Consider the following 26,769-nt stretch of genomic DNA (forward strand, 5'->3'; position numbering starts at 1 on the left):
CATGACCGGGGCGGTGACGCGCGGATGTCGCGGATGCGGCTCCGGAACCCTGGACCGGGTGCTGGATCTGGGCAAAATGCCTGCGGCGGATGACTTTCCGCCGCTGGGCACGACGGCCGACGCGGTGCATCCGCTGGCCATGGATCTGTGCGGGAAGTGCGGGCTGGCGCAGCTCGCCGAGGACGACACCGTCACCGCGGAACCGCGCGGGGTGGAGCCGCAGGCCCTGCGGGATCAAGCCGCCGACGCCCTGCACCGGGTGGCCGCCGCCGGGCGGCTGTCCGGGCGCACCGTACGGGAATTCGGCAGCCCGCACGGCGGCAGCTGGCTGCCCCTGCTCGCCGCGCGCGGATTCACCGAGACCGCCGCGCCCGCCGATGTCGTCATCGACTGTTTCGGCATCATGCACGAGCCCGATCAGCGGGCCGCGTTCGCGGCCCGGGCGGCCGCCACCGCGCCCGGCGGCGTCCTGCTGCTGCAGTTCCATTCGCTGCACGCCATTGTCTCCCAGGGTCAGTGGAATGCCTTGCGGCACGGGCACTTCGCCTACTACTCGCTGGCCGCATTGCGCCACTTGCTCGAAGACGCCGGGATGTCCCTCACGACCGCTTGGGAATTCGAGCTGTACGGCGGTACCGTGCTCGTCGCCGCGGTCCACGCGCCGGCGGCGGCGGACGAGACGGTCACCCGCATCATCGAGGCCGAAGCGTCGGTCACCCATCCGGAAACGGTCCGGCGGCTGCAACGTGCCGCCGATCGGCAGGCGCGGCTGCTGCGCTCCTGGCTCGACCACGAAAAAGCCACGGGCAGGCGTGTTTACGCCTATGGCGCGGCCTCGCGCGCGGTCGCGCTCTTCCATCTCGCGGGCCTGGACGCCACGGTGCTGGCCGCGGTGGCCGACGCATCTCCCGCCAAACAGGGACGGCGTATGCCGGGCACCGATGTGCCCATTATCGGCCCCGCCGAACTGGTTGCCGCACACCCGGACCTGGTGCTGCTCACGCTGCCCGACCTGCTCCCCGAGGTGCGGTCGCGCTGGCCCGAACTGGAGGGGAGGTGGGTTGTGGATCCGCCCGAATGTCTTTGACCATCAATGTGATTCATGGCAGATCGGCATAGAATATCAACGTTTGGCAGGGGAATTCTTGTACGCGTAGCTATTACGCGACGCACAACCTGATGAGGGAATGGGGAACATCATGAAGCGTTCGCAGTACATCCGTACACGCGCCACCGCGCGCACCATGGCCGTCACGGCGGCCCTCACCGTCGGCCTAGCTCTGGGCGCCGGCCCTTCCGGCGCCGCCATCGACAGCACCAACTCCATCGTGGACCGCAACGATCGCACGGTGGAGGCCATCCAGTCCGATACGCGCATCAGTTTCGTGGCGCCGTTGGACGGCAATCCCCTGACCCGCGAATGGTTCCACGACGGGCGCGCCTCGTTCCGGGTGTCCGGCCCGGGCTGCGACAACTGGGAGGGCCGCATCACCCTGGGCTATCAGGTCGGCTATCCCGCCACCCTGGACGGCAAGATCCGCTTCCAGTGGTGGACCCCGAGTCTCGGGCTCGAGCTCGACGACTCCCCCGGCGTCAATCTGGGTCAGCTCATTCCGCAGGCCGGCATCGAGCTGTCGGTCGGCTTCGGTCCGGGCATCCAGACCATCGAGGCCGCCAGCGGTGAGATCTCCGGCAGCGACGGCTTCATCCAGATGTCCGGCTTCCACGGCACCGTGAGCGGGGTGCTCGGGCAGGTCACCATCCGCCCGTGGGTGTCCGTGGTGAGCAGCGCCGGCGATACCGTCGTCACCTACGGTCCCCTCTGGACTATCTAATAAGGGGGTTTGGGGGCTTGGCCCCCAAAGGCCGCACCACCGGACAGTGGTCAGTGCAGGAGTTCCGGGCGGCGGAGGACAGTGGCCGTCGCCCGGATACGAACCCGCTCCGCTGCCGCCCGCGCCAGCCGTAGATCACCGCCGAGCACCGTGCTGCGGCCCACGAACTCCGGATACTCGGTGCCCAGCCGGTGGTGGAAGCGCAGCATCTCGGTCAGCTTGCTGACCGTGGAGGTGTTGCTGCACAGGTTGAAACTCGAATTACGCCAGGCGGCAAGCACTTCGGGCATGCCGAAGAAGTGCCCGAAGGCGCACACCCGGGCGAACAGATCCACGTCCATCGGGAACACCAGATCGCCCCGGAAGCCGCCGACCCGATCGAAATCCGCCCGCCGGAACACCGCCGCGGCGGTCGGCCCGAAATCGGCGGGCCCGCGCCGGACGATGGTGCGCATGAGCGTGCGCACATCCTGCTGGCCCAGCAGATTCGGCAGGCCGAGCCCGGTCTCCTCCACCGCGCCGTCCTCGTCGATGACCTCGAATTTCGACGAGCAGATCGCTATTCCATTGTCCCCCATGACCTCGAGCTGCTTGTCCAGTGCGCCGGGCAGCAGGATGTCGTCGCTGCACACCACCTTCACCAGGCGGCCGGCGGACAGGAAGACCGCCTTGTTCCAGTTCTCCCCGATCGGCAGCGTCTCGTCATTGCGGTGCACCCGCACGCGCGGATCGTCGAAGGATTTGGCGATGGTGCCGGTCTCGTCGGTGCTGGCATTGTCGAGCACCAGCACCTCGCATTCGGTGTCCTGCGCCAGAATCGAGCGCAGCGTGGTCTCGAGCGTGCGCGCCGAATTGTAGGCCGGTACGCACACCGACAAGTTGGCCATGACTCCCCCTGCGGTTCAGTCGGCAGTGTCGGGCACGAGCCGGAACACCCGTTCCAGACCCGCGCGGCCGGCGTCGATCTGCTCGACTGCCTTCTGCTGCAGCGTATCCCGCAGTTCGGGCGCCGACTCCCACAATTCCCGAACCGCGCGTGTCAGTTCGGACTCCAGGTTGTCGACGTCGCAGTGCACGATCCGCAGCCCGGCGCCGAACATGTCGGCCAGCCCATAGAACTTGTCGTCGTAGTACTGCGAGGCTGTTACAGCGACCGCCGGAATACCTTGGGAGAGTGCGAATACCGCCAGGTGATAGGCACTGGTGACGAGTATCCGGCAGCGCGAGACCTGGCGGGCGACATCCGCCGCGCTGCCGCCCCGGCCGATGACCGGCCGCACCCGCGGCGCGCCCGCCAGCAGCGGCAGGGTGTAGGTGCGGTCCTCGGAGTCGTATTCGGAGATGATGAGCGGCGACAGCGCGACGTCGAACTCCTCGGCCCGCGCCCGCACCACCGCGCCGAGGGTGTCGCGGGCGGAATCGCTGACCTTCGAGTAGTCGGCGATGCGCAGGCAGACGCCCAGGTCGGCGCCGATCTCCGGACGCCGCATCCGATAGGAGAATTCGACGGCGTCGTCACCGGTGACCAGGACCGATTCGGCGGGCACGCCGAGTTCGGCCAGCAGCTTGGGCCCGCGCACGCCCTCGCGCAGCGCGATCAGATCGACGCCGGGCAGCACCTGCTCCGCGCGACGCACCAGTTCCGGATGCTGCATGGGCCCGAGCCCCTGCCCGAGCATGACATTCGGGATGCCCAGCCGCTGCGCCTGCTCGAGCAGATTGAGGGTGCGATGCGCCTGGTAGAGATCGACATCGGTCATGTAGCCGCCGCCCTGGGCGATGACCAGCGAGGCGGTCCGGATCGCCGCGGGCACCGGCGGCAGCTCCGGTATGCCCGAGGGCTCCGGTTCGCGTTCTCCGCGCAGCATGGCGCGCACCTGCTTGCGCGCCCCGCGCAGATGATGTTTGGGCACCTCGGTGGCGGCCCGCCACTGCAAAGCCGCGGGACCGACCAGTTTTGTACCCAGCAGCGCATCCACCTGCCCGGCCAATCCGCTTCTGCCCCAATGGCCGCCGGCGGCCGCGAACACCGGTTCCGCCTCGGGCAGCACCGCCCGCAGCACCCGCGGCTGGTCGGTGAGCATGCCGATCCGCGCGCCCGGCCAGCGTTCCCGCAGCCGTTGCACGGTCATCACCATCATGGCGATATCCCCGCGATTGCGTAACCAGTACTCGCCGTTGTCGACGAGTATCCGGTACCCGGCACCATCCCCCGCGCCAGATGTCCCCAACTCGAGATTCCTTCCGGAGCCCGGCAATGCCGGTAGTTCTATGCCGAGCACGAATCCGCAGCGAATCTATCGCAGATCATCGAGGTGCGCACAGCGCAGCATCGACCACCTCGTCGAGGTCGATGTTACGGGAGCGGGCGGCGAGGATATCCGGAATCTGGTTCATGGCCACGGTGACCGATCGCTCGGCGGTTGCCCCGCCGTAGACGAAGCTGCCGTGCATGGTGCCGCCGTGTCCCCAGGCGTCGCTTCCACAGGACGTGGTCCAGCGGAAAAGCCCCAGCCCGAAGTCCTCCGAGCGGCGCGCGTCACCGGTCGCCACGGTGCGCTGCATCTCCGCCAGCTGGGCCGGCGCGACCACCCGCCCCGACAGCAGGGCCATGAAGAATCGATTCAGGTCCGCGCCGCTGGACACCATCGCCCCGTCCGGAAGTCCCCAGCCGGGATCGATATCGGTGATGTCGATCCGGGCGCCGTCGAATTCGTGATAGGCCCGCGCATGCGGTCCGCGCAGGACCGATTCCGCCGGATACAGCGGCCAATACGTGTCGTGCAATTCCAGCGGTATGAGAATCCGCCTGGTCACCTCGATTCCCACCGGCATCCCGGTCACCCGCGCGATCAACTGCCCCGCGAGCAGGTAGTTGGTATTCGAATACTGCGCCTGCTCCCCCGGCGCGAACTCGGCCGTCTTCCCCATCCCGATCCCGATCAGCTCCTCCACCGGCCGCCCCGCCCGCAGCGCCGCCACCGACTCCAAGTCCAGCTCGTTGAGGTAATCCGGAATCCCGCTGGTGTGCTGCAACAGATTTCGCACGGTGATGAGATTCCCGTCCCCGCCCGGCGCATGTACCACCCCCGGCAGATACCGCTCCACCGGCGCATCCAGCTCGACCCGCCCCTCCCCCACCAGCTGCAACACCACCGCGGCCACAAAAGTCTTGGTATTGCTGGCAATCCGCATCTGCGCGTAATCCGGGAACCCCGCCCCCGTCCCGAGATCGCCCACCCCGCTGACGATATGCGTATCCACCCCGCCCTCGGTGAGCACCAGTTGCGCCCCCGGCACCGCCACCCCGGACACGATCGACTCCAGCCCGGTCCGCAGCGTCTCCGCCAGCGCGCTCGGCTGCGCCAGGGCACCCTGGCCACCCGTCAGGACCATGACCACCACGGCGACGATCCCCAGAGCAATCCGCATGCGTCCTCCTGCACCGGGACCGGCCTGCGCACCGGCTACCAACTCATACGGGCCACACCCCGAACAGGTTCGAACCCAGGGTAATTCGAAATCAGGCCGGGAACAGCGGACTGGTGAACCTGGAGCAGAGCCAGCGGCCGTCGACGTAGTCCATGGCCATGGTGATGTTCTCGGTTTCGGTGGTGTCGGGTTTGCCCTGGGTTTGGTTGAGGACCGTGACAGCGGCGGTGAGTTCGTAGTGGGTGCCGGAGCCGGAGGTGACGGTGCAGGTGGCGTCGGTGCCGCGGCTCTTCTCGGGATCGGCCTCTACCAGGAGGCGAACGGTGGGGAGGATGGTCTGGGCTTGGGATTTCCAGGAGCCGGTGGCGCCGGCGAGAACCTTTTCCTGCCAGGCGTCGCCGTTGGCGTAGTCGTAGGTGGACATGAGGAGGGCGTGGTCGCAGGCAGCCTGGATGGCGGCCGCGCGGGAGGGGTCGGTGGCGGAGATGGATGGGCCGCCGCCCATGTCGGCGGCGCCCCACTTGATATGCAGTGCGCCGGTGCCGAATCCGAGGCCGATGGCCAAGGCCAGGACGAATACCGCTGCGGCGGCGGCCAGCAGGCGCTTGCGGCCGCGGCGGGGCGGGGGCGCGGGACTCGGCTGCAGCGGGGGGCGAGTGCCCGGCTGGGTCGGCGGGCGGCCGGGCTGGGTGGTCGCGTAGCCGATCTGTGTCGGCGCGCCGGTGCGGTCGGCCGGTGCGCCGGGTGGGGCGTAGGCGGGCGGGGCGGCCAGGGCGCGGGCGGCCGCGGCGGCCAATTCGCCGCAGCTGTTGTAGCGGTGGTCGCGATTCTTGGCGAGGGCGCCTTCGATGACTTCGTCGAAGGCGATGGGTACGTGGGGGTTTCGCTGGCTGGGGCGTGGGATCGGGGCGTTCAGGTGGCCGTTGACCAGTTGTGCGGTGCTGCTGCCCCGGTACGGGAGTTCTCCGGTGAGCATGTGGAAGAACGTGCAGCCCAGGGCGTACACGTCGGCGCGATGGTCGACGTCGGCGCGGAGTTCGAACTGTTCCGGGGAAGCGTATTGGAAGCTGGCGTACATTTCGCCGGTACGGGTCATGCCGGTGGTCTGGTCGAGGGCCTTGGCGATTCCGAAGTCGGCCAGGAACACCCGTTGCTCGGGACCCCATTCCAGGAGGATGTTGGCGGGTTTCACATCGCGGTGCAGGACGCCCGAGCGGTGCGCGTGGTCCAGGGCCCTGGCGGTCTCGCCGAGGATGCGGACCGCGTGGTCCGGGCGGAGGGCGCCCTCGCGCAGGACGGCGGCCACATCGGTGCCCTCGATGTACTGCATGGCCATCCACAGCCGGTCGGCCTCGCGGCCGCGAGCGTAGACGGCGACGATATTCGGGTGGCCCAGCCGCGCGGCGGTATCGGCCTCGCGCAGAAAGCGTTCGCGGACCTCGGGTTCACCGGCCATGGCGGGACTGAGCAGCTTCAAGGCCACCGGGCGCGGCAGATCCCGATCGCGGGCCAGGTACACCTCGCCCATGCCGCCGACGCCGAGCAGCCGGTCGATGCGGTAGCCCGCGAATGCCTGCCCCTGCGCGAGTGTCCTCGCCACGACCCCACTACCTCCGAGTACTACATGCTGCCGATCACCGTAGCGCAGAATCGATAGGGACAGCGGTCCGGTGGACCGAGGCGCATTTGGGGGTTAGTCATGCCGCGCATGTCATTGCGGACGCACCGTGCCGTCGTTCTCGCCCTGCTCATCCCGATATCGATCGCGGTCACCGGCTGTGCCGTCAGCGGTACCCCGGTGGCCGGTGAATCCGATGTGCGGGGGCTGGACGTGGGCTCCTACGAGGTGAACCGGCACACCTACGATCAGGATTCGCGCGGTGCGGGCGCACTGCTGGAGGGCATCCGCATGTCCGAGGCGCTGCCGGCGGGCCCGGCCATCGACAGTTCGCTCATCGTCGGCCTCGGCGGCGATGTGGTGGTGGACGCCGAGGCCGCCGAGGACAATTACCTCGCCTACGGTTCCGCGGCCGTGCTGAGCCGCCACGACATGATCACCGCCTACGGCATGGACGCCGGCGATGCCGACTATCCGCCCGGGGAGGATGTTCCCGCGCCGACCACCACCACCGTCAGTGACCTGGTCATGCGCTTTCCCAGCGAAGCCACCGCCAAACTGGCCGCCCGCGAACTGGAGGACGTCGACTTCGCCTTCGCCGCCGACCAGAACCGCCGGTTGAACCTCGCCGAGTTCCCGGATGCCTACATCCACTGGCGGCCCTCCGTCGCCAGTATCGGAGTCTTCCTGGCACACAAGCAATTCGTCGTCTCCCTCTACATCCAGCGCCCCAACGCCGACTCCGCGGACCTGTTGAACTGGGTGCGCAAATCCTTGACCCCGCAGGTGGCGCTGCTGGACAGTTTCGCCGCGACCCCGCGGGACGAACTCGACACCCTGAAGGTCGATCCGGACAATATGCTCGCCCGTGTGGTCACCGCCGACCGCAGCGGCCGCACCCCCGATCCCTACACCTTCGCCGTCTACGGTCCGGCCAGCTACATCCACAATGCCTACGAGCAGTCCTTCGCCACCCGCCAGCTCACCGGGGCCGGCGTCGACCGCATAGCGGTCCTCGACAATTCCTGGTTACACCGCACCCGCGACACCGCCGCCGCCACCGAACTGCTGAAAGGCTTTGTCGGCGAACTGCCCTCGGAATACAACGGCATCCCGGCCCCCAAGTCGGTGCCGGGCGCGAAGTGCTTCCTCTACAGCGGCGCCGACGCGGTCGAAGCCCCCTACCGCTGCTACGTCAGCTACAAGCGCTATCTCGCGGTCCTCCACAGCGATACCGAAGCCGATGTGCTCCAGAAGGCAGCCGCCCAGTACGCCCTGCTCGCCAATAGTCTCTGAGGCCGTCCGCCCCGGCTGAACGGTCGGTTCGTTGCGGATCGATTGCCCGCCTGGCCGGGCGGATTCGCATACACTTGCGCTGCAAGAGTGTTCGAGTCGCGAGTTCGGCTCGGGTGGGCGATGAACCCTGGGGGTGAGGGTTGGTGACTGTGCCGTTTCGGGTGCATATGACGGGGTCGGAGTGGTTCGCCGCGGCGCCGGGCGGGCTCAATCGGTATTTCACCGATCTGTATCTCGCGCTCACCGGTGTTCCCGAAATCGATGTCACCGCAAGTGCTTTCGGAAACGCACCGGTTGGTGCGCAATCCTGGGGGCCCACCGGCGGCAGCACCGCCCGCCGGGTGCGGGCGGCCCTCGCCGATCCGCCCGGGCTGACGCGGGAGACCGTCGTGGACCGGCATTTCTGCCTGTACGGCCCGGTCGCACTGCGAAATCCGCTGGTCGTACACTTCCACGGCCCGTGGGCGGCAGAGAGCCGGATGGCCGGTGAGAGCGACCGGGCGGTCCGGGCGAAGTACCTCATCGAACGGCTCCGGTATGCGCGGGCCGATCGGTTCGTCGTGCTGTCCGACCACTTCCGCCGGTTGCTGATCGATGACTATCGCATTCCCGAGCGCAAGATCCGGATAATTCCGCCCGGTGTGGATCTCGACCGCTTCGCGACCGCCGAACCGACCGCCTCCACCGGAACGGTGCTGTGTGTGCGCCGCCTCGAACGCCGCATGGGCATCGATGTGCTCATCGGCGCCTGGCCGCGGGTCCGCGCCGCGCATCCGGACGCCCGCCTGGTCATTGTCGGGACCGGAACCGCCGAAACGGAATTGCGCGCGCTGGCGGCGGGCGACGACTCCATCACCTTCACCGGTCCGGTCGGCGACGACCGGCTCACCCGGCTGTACGCCGCAGCGGATCTGACTGTCGTGCCGTCGCTCGCGCTGGAGGGCTTCGGCCTGATCGCCCTCGAATCCCTCGCCGCGGGCCGCCCGCCCATTGTCGCCGACTGCGGCGGCCTGCCCGATTCGGTGCGCAGCCTGGATCCGAGCCTCATCGTGCCGCCCGGCGATGCGGACGCGCTCGCCGCCCGCCTGCGCACCGCCCTGTCCGGCGAGCGCCCCGGTGCCAAGCAGTGCCGGGCCCATGCCGAAACGTTCTCCTGGTCGACCGCCGCCCGGCGGCACCGGGATCTCTACGCGGAACTGGTCGGATCATGACACCGCTCAAGGCCGTATTCCTCGCGCACACCGCCGCGCCGTCGGGCGCCGAGCTCGCCACGCTGCGCATGGTGTCGGCCATGCCCGCCGGGCAGGCCGCCGTCGTCTACACCGAGGACGGGCCCATGCTGCGCCGGATGGCCGAACGCGGCATCGAAACCCGACTGGTTCGCAATGATTTCGATTCCCGCGCGATGACCATCCAGAAGGCCGGAGTGCGCAGCCTGCTCACCGGAGCCGCCGGTCTGCTGAAACTGGGCTGGGCGCTCGGCGATACGGTGCGCGAACTGGAGGCGACGGTGGTGATCGCGAGCAGCTCCAAAGCGCTGCTCATGGGCGCGGTGGCGGCCCGGCGCGCCCGGGTGCCGCTGGTCTGGCATGTGCACGACCGGGTTTCGGCCGACTACTTCGGCCGCCGGCTGGCGCTGGTGATCCGGCTGCTCGGCCGGGTGGCGGCGCGCGGCTACATCGCGAACAGCCGCGGCACGCTGGCCTCGCTGTGGACCTGGCGCAAACCGGTCCTCGTCGCCTACCCCGGCGTCGAATTCCCCGCGCGCGACGACCGTTCCGGGGAGCCCGCCGAACAGCGGCCCGCCGCCGAAACCGTCATCGTGGTGGTCGGCCGGCTGGCGCCGTGGAAGGGCCAGGATCATTTCCTGCGGGCGCTGGCCGATGTCCGGGTGCTGCCGCGCGATGTGTATCTGGTGGGCGGCGCCTTCTTCGACGAGGAGGCCTATCGCGCGGAACTCGAGGTGCATGCCACGGCCCTGGACCTGCCGGTCACCTTCACCGGACACGTCGAGGATCCCGAACCCTATCTGCGGCACGCGGATATCCTCGTGCACTGCTCGGTACTGCCCGAACCGTTCGGGCAGGTGGTGGTGGAGGGCATGCGCGCCGGCTGCGCCGTCATCGCCACCCGGCCGGGCGGTCCGGAGGAGATCGTCGAGCCCGGTCTCAACGGCCTGCTGGTGGACGCGGGCGACCGCGCCGGGCTCACGCGCGCCCTGGACACGCTCATCGCCGATCAGGAACTGCGCACCAAGCTCGCCGATGCCGCGCGGGTGCGCGCCCGCGACTTCGATGTGGCCGAGACCGCGCGGGCCGTCACCGGCTTCCTCACGCGATTGTCCGGAAGCCGGTGGCGCCGTGGATGATCCGACCGAGCCGCTACCCATTGTCGATCCGCCGACCATGCCGTTGCGGACGCTGGGACGGCTGCGGCAACGGCGGCAGATGCGGCAGGGGATTCCACCGGCCGATCCGCGCGGCTTCGAACACGACCGGTCCTCCCGCGACTCCGGTCCCATGATGCGGCCGGGACTCGCCCGCGACACACCCGGTCCGCAACCGACCGGTTGGATGTTCGCCGCCGATGCCGGACCGCCCCCGCCAATGCCCTACGCCGAACGAGCAGCCTCGGACTACGCCCTGCTCGGCGAGGATGGACCCCCGCGCGATCCAACCGGCGCGTACGCGCCCGGCGGCACCGACCGGTCGGGCACCAGCCGCGCGGACACCGGCGGCCCGGGCACGAGCCGCACGGACACCGGCGGCCCGGGCACCGCCAGCGCAGACACCCGCGGCACCGGCACCGGCGGCCGCAGCACCGGCGGTCTGGGCACTGCCAGCACGGACACCAGCGGCCCGGACACCGGCGGTACGAGAACGGGCCGCGCACATACCAACAGCGCGGACACCTGCGGCACTGGCACCGGCGGTCTGGGCACCGCCACCACGGACACCAGCGGCCCGGACACCGGCGGTACGAGAACGGGCCGCGCACATACCAACAGCGCACATACCAACAGCGCGCACACCGGCAGTGCGCACACGGGCGGCACGGGAACGGGCGGCACGGACACCGGCAGCGCACGGGCGGCGCCGGCCCCGAGCCGCGGCAGCGGCCGTCATCGCAAACAGAGCACAGGCGGATTCGGCGGTATCGGCGGCATTCTGCGCGATATCGGGCTGGTCACCTTCGGCAAGTACGGGCAGTACATCATCACGCTGGTCACCGTGCCGCTGCTGGCGCGCACGCTCGGTCCGCACGGGACCGGCCTGCTGGCGATCGGCATGTCGTCGTACTTCATCGGCTCGCTGCTGGTCGATCTCGGTGTCACGCAATTCCTGGCGGCGCGCGTCCACGAGGAGGGCACCACCACCCACGACATCAATCGGCTGCGCGGAACCTATCTCGCCATTCGCGCCGTCACCCTGACCGTCCTCGGCGTCGCGCTGCTGGGCAGCCTCGCCCTCGGCGCGCATCCGATCCTGCACATGGTGCTGCTGGGCCTGTTCGCCGGTGGCTTCTGGTCGATCTCGGAGGACTGGCTGCTGATCGGGCAGGGCCGATTCGGCTCGTCCACCATGTATCAGGGCGTCGGCCGCATCGGATATCTGATCCTGCTGGTCGCCCTGCTGCCGCGCTTCCCCATTGCCGCACTGGCGCTGCTGTGCCTGCTGGTCTCCTCCATCGCCACCGTCGCACTCACCTGGTGGGATTCCATTCGCACCTACGGCCCGCCCGCCCGGCCGCACGGCATCAGGACCGTCATGCGCATGGCCGCACCGATTTTCACCTCCCGCCTGCTGGTGACCGGTTACGGTCAGGGCTCGGCCGCGGTCTACGGCGCATTCCTGGCCACGGCCTCGCTGGGCCTGTACTCCGCCGGCGACCGTCTCGTGCGCGCCATCCAATCCACCCTGGATCCCATCGGTTTCGCGCTGCTGCCGCGAATGGCCAAGCGCAGCAAGGACGATCGATTCTGGCGCAACTCCATCCAGGCGCTCGCCATGTGCGTGGCCCTAGCCTGCGTCGCCACCGCCGCGGTGTGGGCGCTGGCGCCGGTGCTCATCCATCTCATCTTCTCCGACGAGTTCGACGGCGCGATCCCATTGCTGCGCTTCGAAGTGCTGATCCTGCCCGCCACCACCGTCACCTCCTACGTGACCACCGCCATCCTGCCGGTCAAACAGGACACCATGGGCGTGCTCATCGGCGCCGTCATCGGGACCTGCATCGCGGCCGTCGCCCTGGCCTTCGCGGTGCGCACCGAATCGGTCTGGGCATTGGTCTATGGCACCGTTTCCGCGGAAATCGGCGTCGCTGTGTGGTACATCATCCGGGTACGGTGGCTGATCGTCCGGGAACGGACGAGACGCAGTGGGGCGATCGGACCGGCCGCCGTGCTGATGCACAAGGGGGACTTGGCATGAAGGTCTTGTTCGTCGGCGATGACTGGGTGGGCAGTAATGCGCGCTCGCTCGCCGATGGGTTCCGGCAGGCCGGGCACGAGGTGGTCGTCGTCGACACCACCGCGGTCACGCTGCCGGCGCGGCTGTCGCCGCCGTGGGTGTACTCGAAGCTCGCCCAGCGGCGGGCGCCCTGGAATGTGCGGGCGGTGCATCGCGAGATCGAGACCGCGGCGGCGGATTTCGTCCCGGACGTGCTGTTCGCCTTCAAGGCGGTGCATCTGGACCAACAGCGGCTGCTGGACACCCCGGCGGCCCTGCACGTGCACTACAGCCCCGATGATGTGTCCAATCCGTACAACACCAGCCCCGAATACCTCGCGCACGAGTCACTCTGGGATCTCATTGTCACCACCAAATGGCACAATGTGCCCGAGTTGCGGGCGCGTGGCGCACGGTCCGTGAAATTCGTTCGTAGCGCTTACGATCCGGCATGGCATCGGCCGTGCGCGCGCCGCGGGGCGAAACAATTCCTGGCCGGTTTCATCGGCGCGGTGCGACCGGACCGTCAAGACCTCTTGGTATCCCTGGCGCGCGATTTCGGCGGCGATATGCTGCTGCGGGGTCCGGGCTGGCGGCGGGTGCGGCCGCTGTGGGGCACGGGCGCGAATATCGGCGGACCGGTCTACGGTGAGCACTTCTCCGCCGCCGTCGCCGCCGTCACCGCCAATCTGGTGCTGCTCAATTCCGACAATCGCGATACCCACACCTGCCGTACCTTCGAAATCCCCGCCGCCGGTGGGCTTTTCGTGGGCGAACGCACCGACGAGCACGCCGAGCTGCTGCAGGACGAAACCGAGGCCCTGCTGTTCTCCGGCCCCGTCGAACTGCGGGACATTCTCGGCCGCTGCGCCCGGTATCCCGAGCAGGTCGCCAAGATCGCCGAGGCGGGGCATCGCCGCATCCTCGCCGACGGGCACCGCTATGTGGATCGGGCGCGCGAGATCATCGACGCCCTCGGATGAGCGGGTCAGGCCCGGAGGCGGCAGCTTGCGTAACCACGCAGGGCCCCCGCACATCCGAAAACAAACACAGCAGGACTCGTAACGACAGGAGATACCGCACGGACATACGGGTGATGGAGGACAGCTGATGGCCCCCGCACACTCCGAGGTACTACTCGTCGCCGGCGCGCTGGCGACGATCTTCGTCGCGGCCATTTTCCTGCCGGGCGTGGCCCGGATTTTCCTGATCGCCCAGATCGGGTATTGGGCATTGTCGTATGTGGCGCGACCGGTGGTGCTGTTGTGGATCGAACCGGAACCGCATTACGGCGACAATGTGCCCGATCCGCGGCTGGCGCAGTTCGGGTACGACGACGGCATCGCCCTGATTCTGCGGCCGGTGGTGTTCGGCCTGTGGTTCTATGCCGCGCTGGTGGTCGCCTATACGGTGTGGACCCGCGCGCGCAGCCGCCGCGATGCGGAGAAGCCGCAGCGCACACCGCCTTTCGCGGGCGATTTGGTCTTCGTGCAGACCCTGTTCGTCCTCTACGGCCTCGGCACCATGGGCCGCCTGGCCGCGGTGGCGACCGGCACCACCGGCACGGCGGGCGAGCTGGAGAGCCCGAACCCGCTGATCAACCTGGTCACCATTCTGGCCACGCTCGGCGCGGTCGGCCTGATCGTGTTCTTCCGCAGCGACAGCGGGCGCACCACCGTGCTGGTACTCGGCGCCATCGTCTGCGGTGAGCTGCTGTGGACGGCGACCGTGCAGTCCAAGACGCCCATCATGGGCGCGGCGCTGGCCATCGCGGTGCGCTTCGCCATGACCGGGTGGACGCGCGCGAAAGTGGCCGGGGTGCTGTCGCTCTCGGTGCTCGCGGTCGGCGCGTTCGGCTGGCTGCAATCGTTCAAGACCACCGCGGCCGCCAAGGCCGAGGCCGCGCAGGTCGACGCGCAGTATCCGGAGATCGTGCAGCCCTTCCTGTCGCTGCTGCGCCGGTTCGACCTGCTCGAGGCCGCCACCGATTCCTGGTTCGCCGGACCCGGGTCCTGGCTGACGCCGGGCGAGGTGGTGCGGCACGCCCTCGAAAGCCTGGTTCCGACACAACTTCTGGGTGCGGAGAAATTCCGTTCCGGCGCGGCCTGGGCGGTGGAGGTTCGCGGCGCCTCGGTGGACATGTCGACGGTGTCGGTGTCACTGGCCGAGGGCAATATCAACGAAGGGTACGTGCTGGGCGGCTATCTCGGCGTCGCGCTGGGGGTGGGCTTCACCTTCGCGCTGCTGCTGATCTGGGCGCGCGCCCTCTACAGCCATTCCCTGGCCCTGGCCATTCTCGGCCTGGCCATGATCGAGGTGCCGGTGCTGTTCGAGCGCGGCATTCTCGGCACCGTCGAAACACTCGGCAAATATCTGCAGGCCGTGGTGCTGGCCTGGCTGGCATATCTCGTCGTCGGGGAATATCGCAGGCGGGTGGACGAATTGTCGGGGGCGCCGCAGCGTCCCGGGACGGCACGCCCATCCGGGAAAACGAGGACAGCGCAATGGGTTTGATCGATTACTGGCATCTGGTCCGGCGGCGGTGGCCGATCATCGTGGCGGGTGTGGTGCTCTGCGTCGCGGCGGCGGCCGGATACGCGCGCACCCTGCCGACCACCTATACGGCCTCGAGTTCGGTGTATGTGTCCATGGCGACCGGGACCTCGGTGAACGACTCCTATCAGGGCGGGCTGGCCGCACAGCAGCGGGTGCGCTCGTATGTGGATCTGGCGACCAGCGCGACCGTGGCGCAGTTCGTGAAAGATCAACTCGGCCTGAGTATCTCGGTGGACGAGCTACGGAGCAAGATCACCGCCGCGTCGCCGCCGGCCACCACCATCATCGTGGTCACGGCCACCGACGCCACCGCGGACGGGGCGCGCGTGCTGGCCGATGAGGTGGTCTCGCAGTTCCGGGCACTGGTATCGCGGCTGGAGGCGATCCAGGCCGGGGCCGCGCCCGCCGCGCGCGCGGAGGTGATCGACAAGGCCCGGACGCCGCAGCAACCGTCGGGTCCGCAGGAGAAACGCATCTATCTCCTCGGCCTGCTGGCGGGACTCGCGCTGGGGCTCGCGGCGGCCTTCGTGCGCGACAAACTCGACAAGCGATTGCGCACCTCCAATGATCTCGAGGCCATTCTGCCGGTCCCGATCCTCGGGATCATCGATGACGGACGACCCAATGCCGCCGGCGAACTACGCCGCCTGCGCACCCGCATCACCGCGGATCCCGACCGGAAAACGGTGCTGCTGACCTCGCTGTCGCAGCGCTCCGAACCGGATGTGGCCATCGGGCTGGCCCGCACCTTCGCCGATACCGGCGCGCGCGTGGTGCTGGTCGACGCCGACACCACCGGGCACGGCTCCAGCCGCTCGGCCGCGGGCGCGGCGGCCGGGCTCGCCGAACTGCTGCGCACCAGCACCTCCGCCGCGGAGGCCGTCACCACCTGGCCGGAGGTCGGGATCGGCGTGCTCCCCCTCGGCGGGATCGATCTGCGCACACCGGATCTGCTCGACTCCGACCGGCTCGGGGACATCATCTCCAAACTGGGCAGCGAATTCGACGTCGTACTCGTCGAGGCCGCCCCGGTGACCGCGGCGGCCGACGCCATCGCGCTGGCGCGCCGCTGCGATGCCACCATCGGCATCATCGAGCTCGGCGCCACCACCTCCAATCAGGTGCGCGGCGCGCTGGCCACCTTCGGGCACGACAATGAGCGGCTCATCGGCGCGGTGGCCTTCTCCCGGCCGCCCAAGGGATTCCGGAAAGTGCTGCGCAGTCCGCTGGCGCTGGTGAAACGGTGAGCGAGGACGAGGATGGCAAGCCCGAGGCCGTGCGCCGCCGGCGGCTGCTCGCCGCCGGCTTCGGCGCGGCGGCGCTGCTGCCGTTCGCGGCGGCCTGCGGGAGCGGGGATCCCGCGCCCGGCACCGAATTCCGGTCGCCCAACGTGACCGATCAGCCCTCGGCGCGCAATGTGAAGGACTTCGGCGCGGTCGGCGACGGCAACGCCGACGACACCGCGGCCTTCGCGGCGGCCGCGGCCGTCGACGGGGACAAGCCGCTGGTGCTCTACATTCCCGCCGGAAACTATCTGCTGCGCAGCTTCCCGGCGCTCGACGACTTCGCCACCGTGCTCGGCGACGGGGCCGATGTCACCACCGTGTACTACGACGGCGACGACACCCTCATCTGGTTGCAGCGCAAGCAGCGAGTCCGGTTCTCCCGCTTGGGTTTCTACCTGACCGGCGCGCGAGCCACCGCCATGCGGCTGTCGGAGTGCTTCCGCTGCTCGCTCGACGCGGTGGTGCTGCGCGGCAATCACCTCGCCGAGAACGCGCCGCGCTATCACGAGCAGCGCGGGCTGGTGCTCGACCAGAACACCGGCGGCACCGCCGTTCTCAACAGCGATATCAATAATTTCGGCTTCGGCATCGTCACCTCCTGCATCCAGAACTATGTGACCACCTCCAAACTGACCAACAACCGGATCAGCGTGCTGGGGACCGGAGACGATCACAATGCCGGATTGGCATTGACCAATGTCGAATTCGTCTCCGATTCCGATCCGCGCACCACCGACCGGCACATCGACATCGACGGGGCCGCCAATGACTGGTGGCTGACCAATGTGTGGTTCGAGGGGGCGCGGACGGCCATCTCCGTCGGCGTGCCCGGCGGCGGGCCCGCGCAGTTCGGGATGGTCAACTGCAAGGTGGCGGCCCGCGAGGTGTGCCTGGATCTCGTCTACTGCCGGCAGCCGTATCTGGCCAATGTGCAATTCGATCCGGACCTGAACTCACCGCCCATCGAGGTGCGCATCGATGCGGCGGGCACGCCCGAGGGCACGGCCATCAACCTCATCTCCGGATCCCACGAGGACGTGGATCCGCGCGCCTTCCCCGACGGCTGGCATGTCATCGGGCGCGGGCGCATTCACGGCGCACGGTTCGCCGGAACCATGGAAGTACAGGCGGGACGCACCGAGACCGACATCATTCAAGCCCAGGATCGCGACGGCGGCATCGTATCCGCCGTACTGCCCAGCGGGGCCTATCTGTCCGAACGCAGCGAAGGGGGAATAGTGCTACGGGATTCCGCGGGAACCTACTGGCGGCTGTCGGTGGACACCGACGGATCGGTCAAGACCTCGTCGCTGGGCAAGCAGCGACCGCGGTCGTGAACGCCCGGCTCGAGCGGGTGCGGCTGGGGCCGGTGCAGCTGCACGGGTGCACGGTGGTGTTGCGGCCACCGCGATTCGCCGACTACGCGGCGTGGCGGGCGCTGCGTTTGCGGGATCGGGCATTGATCGAACCGTTCTGGCTCTCTTCGCCCTTGGCGTGGGAGGAGCGGCACACCGCCAAGGCGTGGGTGCGGGAATGCCTGGAGGCGGCCACGCACGCGCGCACGGGACGGCGGCTGGCGACCGTCATCGAGATCGACGGGCGGTTCGCCGGGCAGGTGGAGATCGGCGGGATCGACCCGTGGGCACGGCATGCGGAGATGGGCATCTGGATGGATGCCGAGTTGGCGCGGCACGGATTCGGCGGGCTGGCGGCGGCCCTGCTGCTGGACTTCGGGTTCGATGTGCTGGGGCTGGAGCGGATCATCGCGCCGGTGTCGACCAGCAATGTGGCGGCGGCGCGCGGGGCCGAGCAGGTCGGGTATGTGCGAGAGGCGCGCATGGCCCTGCACTTCGATGTGGGCGGGGCGCGGGTCGATCACGATCTGTGGGCGGCCACGCGGGCCGATATTCCGCCCAAGGGGTTCACCGAACGCTGGATCGAGCATGTGCTCACCCGGCGCAGCGGGCCGATCGCGCCGACACCGCTCGGGGCCGCGGAAATGCCCGGCGCCGCGACGATTCTTCGCGTCGGGGCGCGCTATCGAGTGGGGCAGGTCAGGCGGTTCGTGCAGCGGACGCTGCCCGCCCCGCCGCTGACCCTGCGCCTCCCGGACTTCCCGGGCGTCGTGCTGCGGACGCCGCGCCCCGGCGATGCCGCCGCCTGGCATGCCGTGCGCCGTAACGCCGGCGCGCCCGGAAGCGAATCACAAACCAGCGCCCGCTGGCGCGAATTCGCCCGCCACACAGCGGGAGTGCGCGCGCCACACGGCCTGCTGCTCGTCATCGACGTCGACGGCGCCTACGCCGGGGAAGCCCGGCTGTTCGATCACGACATATTCGACCACAATGCCCGGATACACCTCTGGGCCGATCCGGCCCGCGCCGACGAGGCGGTCCGCGCGGCCGCACTGCGAACACTGCTGGACCATGCGTTCGGCCGGCTCGGGCTGCGGCGCGTGACCACCGAAATCGAGTCCGCGGACACCACATCGGCCGCGGTCGCCGCCCGGGCGGGACTGCTGAAAGAAGGAACCATGCGCGATTTCCGGGGCCCCACTGGCCACCGCGCCGACCACGAACTGTGGGCGATCACCAGCGGGAGCGACCATGACGCGTGATTTCGCGCGCAGCAATGCCATACAGGCCCGGCTGCACGATCTGGTGCCCGGCGGGGCGCACACCTACGCCCGGGGATCGGATCAGTATCCCGAGTCCATGTCGCCGATCCTGGTGCGCGGCAAGGGCGCCCGGGTCTGGGACTGCGACGGCAACGAATACGTCGAATACGGCATGGGATTGCGGTCGGTGACCCTGGGGCACGGGTACGAGCCGGTGGTCGAGGCGGTGTGCCGCGCCATTGGCGACGGCGTCAACTTCTCCCGGCCGACGGAGCTGGAACTGCTTGCCGCACAGGACTTCCTGAGCCTGGTGCCGGGCGCGGACATGGTGAAGTTCGCCAAGAACGGGTCCGACGCCACCACCGCCGCGGTGCGCCTGGCGCGCGCCGCCACCGGGCGGGAGACCGTCGCCGTGTGCGATCAGCCGTTCTTCTCCGTCGACGACTGGTTCATCGGGACGATCGCCATGAACGCGGGCATACCGGCCGCGCCGACGGTGAAATTCGGGTTCAACGACCTGGATTCGCTGGCCGCGGTGCTGGAAGCCGATGAGATCGCCTGCGTGATACTGGAACAGGCCACCGCGCTGGCCGAGCCCGCGCCCGGATTCCTGGAAGGCGTGCGCGCGCTGTGCGATCGCCACGGCGCGCTGCTCGTCTTCGACGAGATGATCACCGGATTCCGCTGGGCCCTCGGCGGCGGGCAGCAGCTCTACGGCGTGCGCCCCGACCTGTCGTGCTGGGGCAAGGCCATGGGCAACGGCTTCCCCATCTCCGCGCTCGCCGGCAAACGCGAATACATGGAGCTGGGCGGCCTGCGCACCAGCGCCGACCGCGTCTTCCTGCTCTCCACCACGCACGGTCCGGAGACCGGTGGACTGGCGGCCTTCCGCGCGGTGGTCGAGGCCTACCGCACCACCGATCCCATCCCCCGCATGGAACGCGCCGGGCAACGACTGGCCCAGGGCGTCAACGCCATTGCCGCCGACCTCGGCATCGCCGACCACCTCCAGGTCGCCGGCCGCCCCTCCTGTCTGGTCTTCCTGACCAAGGACGCGGACGGCAACCCCTCCCAGCCCTACCGCACCCTGTTCCTCCAGGAACTCCTCGCCCGCGGTGTCCTGGGCCAATCCTTCGTCGACTCCGCGGCCCACACCGACGCCGACATCGACTTCACCCTCGAAGCCTGCCGGGACGCCGCCGCGGTCTATCGCAAGGCCATCGACAACGGCACCGTCGAGGGCCTCCTCACCGGCCGCCCCGTCGCCCCCGCTCTCCGCCGCACCGCGGCTCCCCGCCACCTGGACGACCGCGGCGACGGATGAACAGGAAGACTCCATGAACCCGCCCCGCATAGCCCTCGTGCACGAGCGCTTCACCGAATACGGCGGCTCCGAAGCCGTCGTCGCCGAATTCCTCAAAACCTGGCCCGGCGCCCAGGTCTTCGCCCCCATCGCCGACAGCGACTGCACCCGAGTCCTTTTCGCCGCCGCGACAAGGGCGGAGGCAGCGCACAACGACCATGCCTGCCGACCGAACGGACTGGGCGTCGCCGATGCCATTGGTCCACGCCCCGGGATCCCCAGCGCCGGTCGACAGCCGGAACTCGATGCCACAGAACGCGAGGCGGGAGTTCACGACCCTGGGCGAGCAGAGGTTGACGACGCCAACCAGCCCGCGACTCACGACATCGGCAACCAGGCTGGGGCGTTCGATATCGGAGGCCGGCCCGGAGGCTCCGACAGCGACCGCCGAGCGGCGGGTCGAGGCACTGCCGAAGCGGAACGGGTGCACGATACCTGGTTGTCGCGCGCGTACGCCGCCACCGGTCGGCGCTCGCACGCGCCGCTGTTGCCCTTCGTGCCCAGGGCATTACGCAGTCTGCCTCTCAACGAGGACTTCGACGCTGTGGTGGTGAGTCATCATGCCTTCGCCACGCAGGCGGCGCTCGCGACCACAGCGCCGGTGATCGCGTATGTTCACAGTCCGGCGCGATGGGCCTGGGACAGCGGATTTCGCGCGCGCGAGGCCGGCGGGCGAGCCGGGCAGTTCGCCCTTACTGCTTTGGGGGCACTCGCGCGGCGGAGTGAGCTGCGCGCGGCATCGCGTCTGACCCATGTGGTGGCGAATTCGCAGGCGGTGGCCGACCGGGTTCGCGACTGGTGGGGACTGCCCGCCTCTGTGGTGAATCCGCCTGTGCGCGTTGACCGTTTCTCGCCCGATCCGGCTGTCGCGCGCGAGGACTTCTTCCTCTTCGCCGGGCGCCTGGTCCCCTATAAGCGACCCGATCTGGCCATCCGCGCCGCGCAGCAAGCCGGGGTCCGCCTGGTCATCCTCGGCGACGGCAGGTATCGCCGCCAGCTCGAACCTCTCGCCGGTCCCGAGACCACCTTCCTGGGTGCGGCTTCCGATGAAGTCCTGCTCGATATGTACCGCCGCTGCCGCGCACTGCTCATGCCGGGCGTGGAGGACTTCGGCATCGTCCCGGTCGAGGCCATGGCCTGCGGCACGCCGGTGCTGGCCGTGGGCGAGGGCGGCGCGCTCGACACCGTCATCCCCGGCCTGTCCGGCGACCACATCCCGCACGGCCCCGACGAGGCGGTAGTCACCGGATTCGCCCGCGTCATGCGCGATTTCGACCCCGCGGCCTACGACTCGGATGCCATCCGCAGACACGCCATCACCTTCGCTCCCGAGGAATTCCGCAGCCGTATTGCGGAACTTGTGTCGCAATTCAGCCGCTGACCGACTATTCATGGATTGCGGAAGCGATCCATGACCGAGTGGGTGATCAGTGGCTGAATCCGGCAGCGCGACCGGCGCGCTCACGACCGGCGATGCGGGCGGCGGCGACGTCGCGACCGGCGCCCTCATAACCGGCGGCGCGGGCGATATCGGCAGCGCGGTGGCACGCCGCCTGATCGCCGCGGGTCGCCCCGTGCTCATCGCCGACATCGACACGGAGTCGGCGGGAACGCTGGCCGCCGACCTCGGCCCGAAAGCCACTGCCCTGCAACTGGATCTCACCGATCCGGCCAGCCTCGAGGCGGCGGCGACCACGGCACGCGGCCGGATCTCCGCCCTCGTCCACTGCGCGGGCGCGGCCATCGTGGAGCCCTTCGAAACCAGCGCGGTCGCCCACTGGGACCTCATGCACCAGGTCAACCTCCGCGGCCCCATGCTCCTGACCCAGCTCCTCCTCCCGGCGCTGCGCGAATCCGCCTCCGCCCGAATAGTCTTCGTCTCCTCCGACGGGGCCCGCGCGGGCGCCGCGGGCGAAGCCGCCTACGCCGCCTCCAAATCCGGCCTGTTCGGTTTCGCCAAATCCCTGGCCCGCGAGGTGGCCCGCGACGCCGTCACCGTCAATGTCGTCTGCCCCGGCCCCATCGAAGGCCGCATGGTCACCCAGACCATGGCATCCCACCAAGGCAAACTGGCCGCCCTCCAACAGGCCATCCCCTTGAAACGCCTGGGCCGCCCCGACGAAGTCGCCTCCCTGATCGCCTGGCTGGCAAGCCCCGAAGCCAGCTACCTCACCGGCCAGCTGATCAGCGTCAGCGGCGGCATCACCATGCACTGAAGGAACCACCCATGCCCACCACCCCCGTCATCGACGCCCACCTCCACCTGTGGGACACCGCCACCCACCCCTGGTACGCCCCGCGTCTGCACGAATTCGTCTCTGCCGCAGGCAAACCGGAGATCGCCCACAACTTCCTCCTCCCCGACTACCTCCGCGCCGCAGGCGACATCACCATCGCGGGCCTGGTCCACGTCTCCGCCGCCACCGCTCCCCACGCCTACCTATCCGAAACCCGCTGGATCGACGCCCTGGCATCCACCACGGACATCCCCATGGCCGTCATCGCCACCGTCGATCCCACCCTCCCCACCCCAACCCTGTTGTCCCACTTGGAAGAACAGTCCCGCTCCCCCATCTTCCGCGGCATCCGGGTCTACCAGGGTCTCTCCCCCAACACCCCCGCCGCCGATGCGATAGCGAGCTGGCTCCAAGACCGCGACCTGGTCTTCGACCTGGTAGCCCACCCCGGCAATATGCTCGACTGGATCGACTTCCTGGCCGGCTACCCCACCCTCCGCGTGGTCCTCGAACACCTCGGCCTCCCCCAGGGCACCGACCCCGACAGCCGCTCCGCCTGGCACAACGCCCTCTCCCTGGCCGCCAAAGAAACCCAATGGCTCTGCAAACTCTCCGGCCTCGGCATGATCGCCCCCGACCTCACCTGGCCCTCCCTCTCCTACTGGCTCGAATCCGCCCTGAACCTCTGGGGCTGGCGCCGCCTCATGTTCGCCTCCAACATGCCCATAGACACCCTCGCCGGCCCCTACCCCGACCTCCTCACCACCATCGACCACCTCGTCACTTCCGACGCCACCGACCAGGAAGCCGACTTCTTCTACCGCACCAACGCCGCCGAAACCTACACCCTCCCCACCCCCTGACATCAAGCGCCGAGCATCAACTCGACCGCCGCATCCATGCCGTATCGGGTGATCAACAGTTCGAGAAGTGCGTCCACCGACATGACAGGATCCCGGCGACGCCGCGAAATCGCCTGCACCGCAGCCAGAGCCCGCACGGGATCCGGCAGCCCGAACGACCCTTCCAACGGCTGCCAGCCCTCGACCAGTGCGTCGTCGAAGGCGCTGGCCATCAACGACACCAGCCGCACCGCGCGCTCCTCGGCCTTCTCGGGGTCCTCGCCGCGTCGCGCCGGCTTCCGCGCCTCGTGCACCTCCAACTCGGTGAGGATGACGTCGCTCCACAAGGGCCGATACAGGTTCTCGACCGCGAGCGAGAGGAGGAAGTCACGCTGCAGGCTCGGCCAGAGCACACAGGTGTCCAAAACGACGCTGAACATCAGCGGCGCCTTTTGTCGGCAACCTCCTTGCGGATCGCGCGTAGTTGTTCGCGAACGGTCTCGGGATCCTCTTCGTCATCGATCTCGACCGCGGTGGCGGCCAGGGCTTCATACTGCCGCTCGCGCCGCTGCTCCCGATACGCGAGAACATCGGTAAGTCGCAGACGACGCCGTGACCCCACCCGCTCCGCGGGGATTTCACCGGACTCGATCAAACGGACAACCGTAGGCCGACTCACCCCGAGCAAGTCGGCAGCTTGCTGAGTGGTCAACGTAAGACTGTGCAGCGCAACAGTGACCGCCTTGCCTTCGCGCAATGCGGCAACCACCTGCACGAGCACCCGATGCACCGACTCCGGAACCTCGACCTGGTCGTGCTCATCCGCCCCCACCAGCAGATAACGCGGCCGCACCCGCCCCCCACGCCGCGACTCGTGCGCAACCAGAAAGCTGAGCACCGGCGCCAGCTCCTCCGACGGTTCCGGCAGATACGTGTGCTGTACAAGCGCCTCCGACGGCATACCAACCTCCTTACGAACAAATCGCAATCGCTTTCGAATCGTTCGTAAATGAAGCCTTACCCGTAACCAGCACCGTCCACGTAAAGTTCCAGATGCTATGGGCATCGATCTCCAGTTGCACAGCGCTCGCCCGCAGTGGCCCGGCCGACGCTCGAAACGCAAGCCGACCCTGGTCCGCGAATCCCACGAGCACGGCGCCGCGCTGGCTCAGGTGATCGAGGAACTTCCTTCCAACACCTCCGGCAAGCTGTGGATGGTCGACCCGTACAACGACACCGTCTTCAATGAGCAAGAGGCCGAGGCTGCACTCCGGGAGATCCCGGATCTGCTGGGCCGCTGCGCCGACGACGCCCGTATCGACGCGGTTCGCGATCTCGCCGCCTTCCTGACCGCCTGCGCCACGACGCCCGGCAGCTACTTGGTGTTCGTCGGCGACTAGTCGGGTCGCCATGGCGAGTGCGGAATCTCCGGCTCGATTCCGATGCGGCGCAGAGCGGTCTAAAAAGATGCCCAGGCCAGCAGTTTGTCTACCGGCCAGGTGTTGATGATGCGGTCGGGGGGTACGGCGTTGTCCAGGGCGCGTTGGGCGCCGTAGGCGAGGAAGTCGAGTTGGCCGGGGGCGTGGGCGTCGGTGTCGATGGCGAAGTCGCAGCCGATTTCGAGGGCTAGTCGCAGGAGGCGGGTGGGTGGGTCGCGGCGTTCCGGGCGGGAGTTGATTTCGACGGCGGTGCCGTGGTCGCGGCAGGCGGTGAAGACTGCTTCGGCGTCGAAGGCGGATTCGGGGCGGAGGCCGCGGGCGCCTTCTACCAGGCGGCCGGTGCAGTGGCCGAGGATGTCGGCTCGGCCACTGGAGACGGCGCGCACCATTCGGCGGGTCATGGCGGCGGATTCCATTTTGAGTTTGGAGTGGACGCTGGCTACGACGATGTCGAGGCGGTCGAGGAGTTCGGGTTCCTGGTCGAGGGAGCCGTCGTCGAGGATGTCGACTTCGATGCCGGTGAGGATGCGCATGGGGGCGAACCGGTCGCGGAGTTCGTCGATGACGTCGAGCTGCTGGCGTAGGCGGTCGGGGGACAAGCCGTTGGCTACTGTCAGGCGCGGTGAGTGATCGGTGAGGGCGCAGTACTCGTGGCCCAGGGCCTGCGCGGTGCCCATCATCTCGGCGATGGATGCCGAACCGTCCGACCAGTTCGAGTGCACGTGCAGGTCACCCCTGAGCGCCGCCCGCAATTCCCCGCCACCGAGATCCTTGGCCGCGGCCCGCAATTCGACCAGGGTGTCGGGCTCGCGACCGGCCCACGCCTGCGCGATCACGGCGGCGGTCTTGGGCCCGATCCCGGGCAGCGACTGCCAGCCGTTCGACTTCCCCAGCTGCTCCCGCTGCGCATCGTCGAGCCGCTCGACAATGTCGGCGGCATTGCGATAGGCCATTACCCGCCGCGCATCCTCGCGGGCCCGGTCCTTGTAGAACGCGATCTGACGCAGAGCGACGACGGGATCCATTCCTCCAGTGTGGCCCCGCGCGCGCAATCAGGCCGCGATCGGACGGGGATAGGGACTCTGCATGGCGAGGAAGTGGATTTCCAGATCCTGTTCGAGATAGTCCATCCGGCGCTCCCAGAAGGCGCGCATGTGCGGCAGTTCCAGGTGCCGGTCGAGGTCCTCCTTGGAGCGCCAGACTTCGTAGAACGCGAAGGTGGTCGGATCGTCCGCGACCTCGTGGAAGTGGTATTCGAGAGCGCCGTCCTCCGCGCGGGTGGGAGCGACGAAGGAGAGCAGCAGCTCCTTGAGTTCGGCGACCCGTTCCGGCTTCGGGCGGGCGAAGCCCATCAGGGCGAAGGGAATCCGGGCAGTAGGTACGATGTTTGTCATACCTCAAACGGTAAACACGACAAGAGGTACGATGCAAATCGTACCTAGGACGGAGGCGATGGCGTGCCGGACGATATTCAGCCCAGCGCCCAGGAGATGGACCTGGGCGCCATAATGGCGGCGCTGGCGGACAAGAACCGCCTGGCGGTCGTGCTCGCCCTGCTCGCCGATGCCGAAGGCGCCGAACGGCATTGCAGCTCCTTCGGCCTGCCGGTGTCCAAAGCCACTCGCACGCACCACTTCCGAGTCCTCCGGCAGGCCGGCCTCATCCGCCAGGTCGACCGGGGCAACAGCAATATGGCCCAACTGCGGCGCGCCGAGCTGACCGAACGATTCCCCGGCCTGATCGAACTGCTCCACGCCGAGAACGCACGCCGCGCCGAGACTCCGGAAGGATCCTGATCGA

At 68.7% G+C, this 26,769-nt stretch carries 25 protein-coding genes; 17 read left to right on the top strand and 8 right to left on the bottom strand.

What is annotated here, in order from left to right; all coding sequences use genetic code 11:
• The first annotated feature begins 1 nt into the window (after position 1).
• Both ACYQ5L_RS23095 and ACYQ5L_RS23100 read left to right on the top strand, forming a co-directional pair.
• A complete protein-coding gene (locus ACYQ5L_RS23095; RefSeq protein WP_459960090.1) occupies positions 2-1,087 on the top strand; it encodes a class I SAM-dependent methyltransferase in 1,086 nt (361 codons plus the stop codon).
• A 112-nt stretch (positions 1,088-1,199) separates the two neighbouring features.
• Entirely contained in the window at positions 1,200-1,835 is a 636-nt protein-coding gene (locus ACYQ5L_RS23100; RefSeq protein WP_459960092.1) for an MspA family porin, read from the top strand.
• Positions 1,836-1,885: 50 nt separating this feature from the next.
• Here the strand turns inward: ACYQ5L_RS23100 and ACYQ5L_RS23105 are convergent, their stop codons facing one another.
• The 4 genes from ACYQ5L_RS23105 to ACYQ5L_RS23120 all read right to left on the bottom strand — a co-directional run bounded on the left by ACYQ5L_RS23105 (position 1,886) and on the right by ACYQ5L_RS23120 (position 6,867).
• Positions 1,886-2,722, bottom strand: a complete 837-nt coding sequence (locus ACYQ5L_RS23105) for a glycosyltransferase family 2 protein (RefSeq protein ID WP_459960093.1) — start codon at positions 2,720-2,722, stop codon at positions 1,886-1,888.
• A gap of 15 nt (positions 2,723-2,737) precedes the next feature.
• A complete protein-coding gene (locus ACYQ5L_RS23110) occupies positions 2,738-4,066 on the bottom strand; it encodes a polysaccharide pyruvyl transferase family protein (protein WP_459960095.1) in 1,329 nt (442 codons plus the stop codon).
• 76 nt (positions 4,067-4,142) lie between these two features.
• Entirely contained in the window at positions 4,143-5,267 is a 1,125-nt protein-coding gene (locus ACYQ5L_RS23115; RefSeq protein WP_459960096.1) for a serine hydrolase domain-containing protein, read from the bottom strand.
• Between the two features lie 91 nt (positions 5,268-5,358).
• Positions 5,359-6,867: a serine/threonine-protein kinase gene (locus tag ACYQ5L_RS23120; protein WP_459960097.1), complete on the bottom strand. Its 1,509-nt coding sequence runs from the start codon at positions 6,865-6,867 to the stop codon at positions 5,359-5,361.
• A 108-nt stretch (positions 6,868-6,975) separates the two neighbouring features.
• Here ACYQ5L_RS23120 and ACYQ5L_RS23125 point away from each other — a divergent pair, with 108 nt between their 5' ends.
• From ACYQ5L_RS23125 to ACYQ5L_RS23185, 13 genes are all read left to right on the top strand, one after another.
• Positions 6,976-8,181 (top strand): DUF7373 family lipoprotein, encoded by a 1,206-nt coding sequence (locus ACYQ5L_RS23125; RefSeq protein ID WP_459960099.1) that lies wholly within the window; start codon positions 6,976-6,978, stop codon positions 8,179-8,181.
• Between the two features lie 167 nt (positions 8,182-8,348).
• Positions 8,349-9,392 (top strand): glycosyltransferase family 4 protein, encoded by a 1,044-nt coding sequence (locus ACYQ5L_RS23130; RefSeq protein WP_459963511.1) that lies wholly within the window; start codon positions 8,349-8,351, stop codon positions 9,390-9,392.
• Positions 9,389-10,549, top strand: a complete 1,161-nt coding sequence (locus ACYQ5L_RS23135; protein ID WP_459960100.1) for a glycosyltransferase family 4 protein — start codon at positions 9,389-9,391, stop codon at positions 10,547-10,549. The genes ACYQ5L_RS23130 and ACYQ5L_RS23135 overlap by 4 nt, the downstream gene beginning before the upstream one ends.
• A 787-nt stretch (positions 10,550-11,336) precedes the next feature.
• Positions 11,337-12,611: a lipopolysaccharide biosynthesis protein gene (locus ACYQ5L_RS23140; RefSeq protein WP_459963512.1), complete on the top strand. Its 1,275-nt coding sequence runs from the start codon at positions 11,337-11,339 to the stop codon at positions 12,609-12,611.
• Positions 12,608-13,612: a CgeB family protein gene (locus ACYQ5L_RS23145; protein WP_459960101.1), complete on the top strand. Its 1,005-nt coding sequence runs from the start codon at positions 12,608-12,610 to the stop codon at positions 13,610-13,612. The genes ACYQ5L_RS23140 and ACYQ5L_RS23145 overlap by 4 nt, the downstream gene beginning before the upstream one ends.
• Before the next feature lie 127 nt (positions 13,613-13,739).
• A complete protein-coding gene (locus ACYQ5L_RS23150; protein WP_459960103.1) occupies positions 13,740-15,143 on the top strand; it encodes a hypothetical protein in 1,404 nt (467 codons plus the stop codon).
• Complete coding sequence (locus ACYQ5L_RS23155) at positions 15,134-16,432, top strand: Wzz/FepE/Etk N-terminal domain-containing protein (RefSeq protein WP_459960105.1); 1,299 nt, start codon at positions 15,134-15,136, stop codon at positions 16,430-16,432. Before ACYQ5L_RS23150 ends, ACYQ5L_RS23155 begins: the two co-directional genes overlap by 10 nt.
• Positions 16,429-17,808 (top strand): glycosyl hydrolase family 28-related protein, encoded by a 1,380-nt coding sequence (locus ACYQ5L_RS23160; RefSeq protein ID WP_459960106.1) that lies wholly within the window; start codon positions 16,429-16,431, stop codon positions 17,806-17,808. The genes ACYQ5L_RS23155 and ACYQ5L_RS23160 overlap by 4 nt, the downstream gene beginning before the upstream one ends.
• Positions 17,805-19,088, top strand: a complete 1,284-nt coding sequence (locus ACYQ5L_RS23165) for a GNAT family N-acetyltransferase (protein ID WP_459960108.1) — start codon at positions 17,805-17,807, stop codon at positions 19,086-19,088. Before ACYQ5L_RS23160 ends, ACYQ5L_RS23165 begins: the two co-directional genes overlap by 4 nt.
• Complete coding sequence (locus tag ACYQ5L_RS23170; protein ID WP_459960110.1) at positions 19,078-20,412, top strand: glutamate-1-semialdehyde 2,1-aminomutase; 1,335 nt, start codon at positions 19,078-19,080, stop codon at positions 20,410-20,412. Before ACYQ5L_RS23165 ends, ACYQ5L_RS23170 begins: the two co-directional genes overlap by 11 nt.
• Positions 20,413-20,425: 13 nt before the next feature.
• A complete protein-coding gene (locus ACYQ5L_RS23175) occupies positions 20,426-21,832 on the top strand; it encodes a glycosyltransferase (RefSeq protein WP_459960112.1) in 1,407 nt (468 codons plus the stop codon).
• A 49-nt stretch (positions 21,833-21,881) separates the two neighbouring features.
• On the top strand, positions 21,882-22,667 hold the full coding sequence (locus tag ACYQ5L_RS23180; RefSeq protein ID WP_459960114.1) for an SDR family NAD(P)-dependent oxidoreductase: 786 nt from the start codon (positions 21,882-21,884) through the stop codon (positions 22,665-22,667).
• Between the two features lie 11 nt (positions 22,668-22,678).
• Positions 22,679-23,551, top strand: coding sequence for an amidohydrolase family protein (locus ACYQ5L_RS23185; protein WP_459960116.1), 873 nt, complete (start codon positions 22,679-22,681; stop codon positions 23,549-23,551).
• Between the two features lie 2 nt (positions 23,552-23,553).
• On the opposite strand, the gene ACYQ5L_RS23190 is transcribed toward ACYQ5L_RS23185, so the two are convergent.
• Positions 23,554-23,970 (bottom strand): PIN domain-containing protein, encoded by a 417-nt coding sequence (locus ACYQ5L_RS23190; RefSeq protein WP_459960118.1) that lies wholly within the window; start codon positions 23,968-23,970, stop codon positions 23,554-23,556.
• Positions 23,970-24,491 carry a helix-turn-helix domain-containing protein gene (locus ACYQ5L_RS23195; protein WP_459960119.1) on the bottom strand — a complete coding sequence of 174 codons (522 nt, stop codon included), beginning with the start codon at positions 24,489-24,491 and terminating at the stop codon, positions 23,970-23,972. Before ACYQ5L_RS23195 ends, ACYQ5L_RS23190 begins: the two co-directional genes overlap by 1 nt.
• 97 nt (positions 24,492-24,588) lie before the next feature.
• Between ACYQ5L_RS23195 and ACYQ5L_RS23200 the strand changes: the two genes are divergently transcribed.
• Positions 24,589-24,930, top strand: a complete 342-nt coding sequence (locus ACYQ5L_RS23200; RefSeq protein WP_459960121.1) for a hypothetical protein — start codon at positions 24,589-24,591, stop codon at positions 24,928-24,930.
• 59 nt (positions 24,931-24,989) lie between these two features.
• On the opposite strand, the gene ACYQ5L_RS23205 is transcribed toward ACYQ5L_RS23200, so the two are convergent.
• Together ACYQ5L_RS23205 and ACYQ5L_RS23210 are read right to left on the bottom strand one after the other, a co-directional pair.
• The gene (locus tag ACYQ5L_RS23205) at positions 24,990-25,994 is read right to left on the bottom strand and encodes a PHP domain-containing protein (protein WP_459960123.1); all 1,005 of its coding nucleotides are present in this window, start codon (positions 25,992-25,994) and stop codon (positions 24,990-24,992) included.
• 27 nt (positions 25,995-26,021) lie between these two features.
• Positions 26,022-26,363, bottom strand: coding sequence for a putative quinol monooxygenase (locus ACYQ5L_RS23210; RefSeq protein WP_459960125.1), 342 nt, complete (start codon positions 26,361-26,363; stop codon positions 26,022-26,024).
• 63 nt (positions 26,364-26,426) lie between these two features.
• Between ACYQ5L_RS23210 and ACYQ5L_RS23215 the strand changes: the two genes are divergently transcribed.
• Positions 26,427-26,765 (top strand): ArsR/SmtB family transcription factor, encoded by a 339-nt coding sequence (locus ACYQ5L_RS23215; protein ID WP_459960126.1) that lies wholly within the window; start codon positions 26,427-26,429, stop codon positions 26,763-26,765.
• The last annotated feature ends 4 nt before the right edge of the window (positions 26,766-26,769 follow it).

This window comes from Nocardia sp. IFM 10818, from assembly GCF_054655275.1.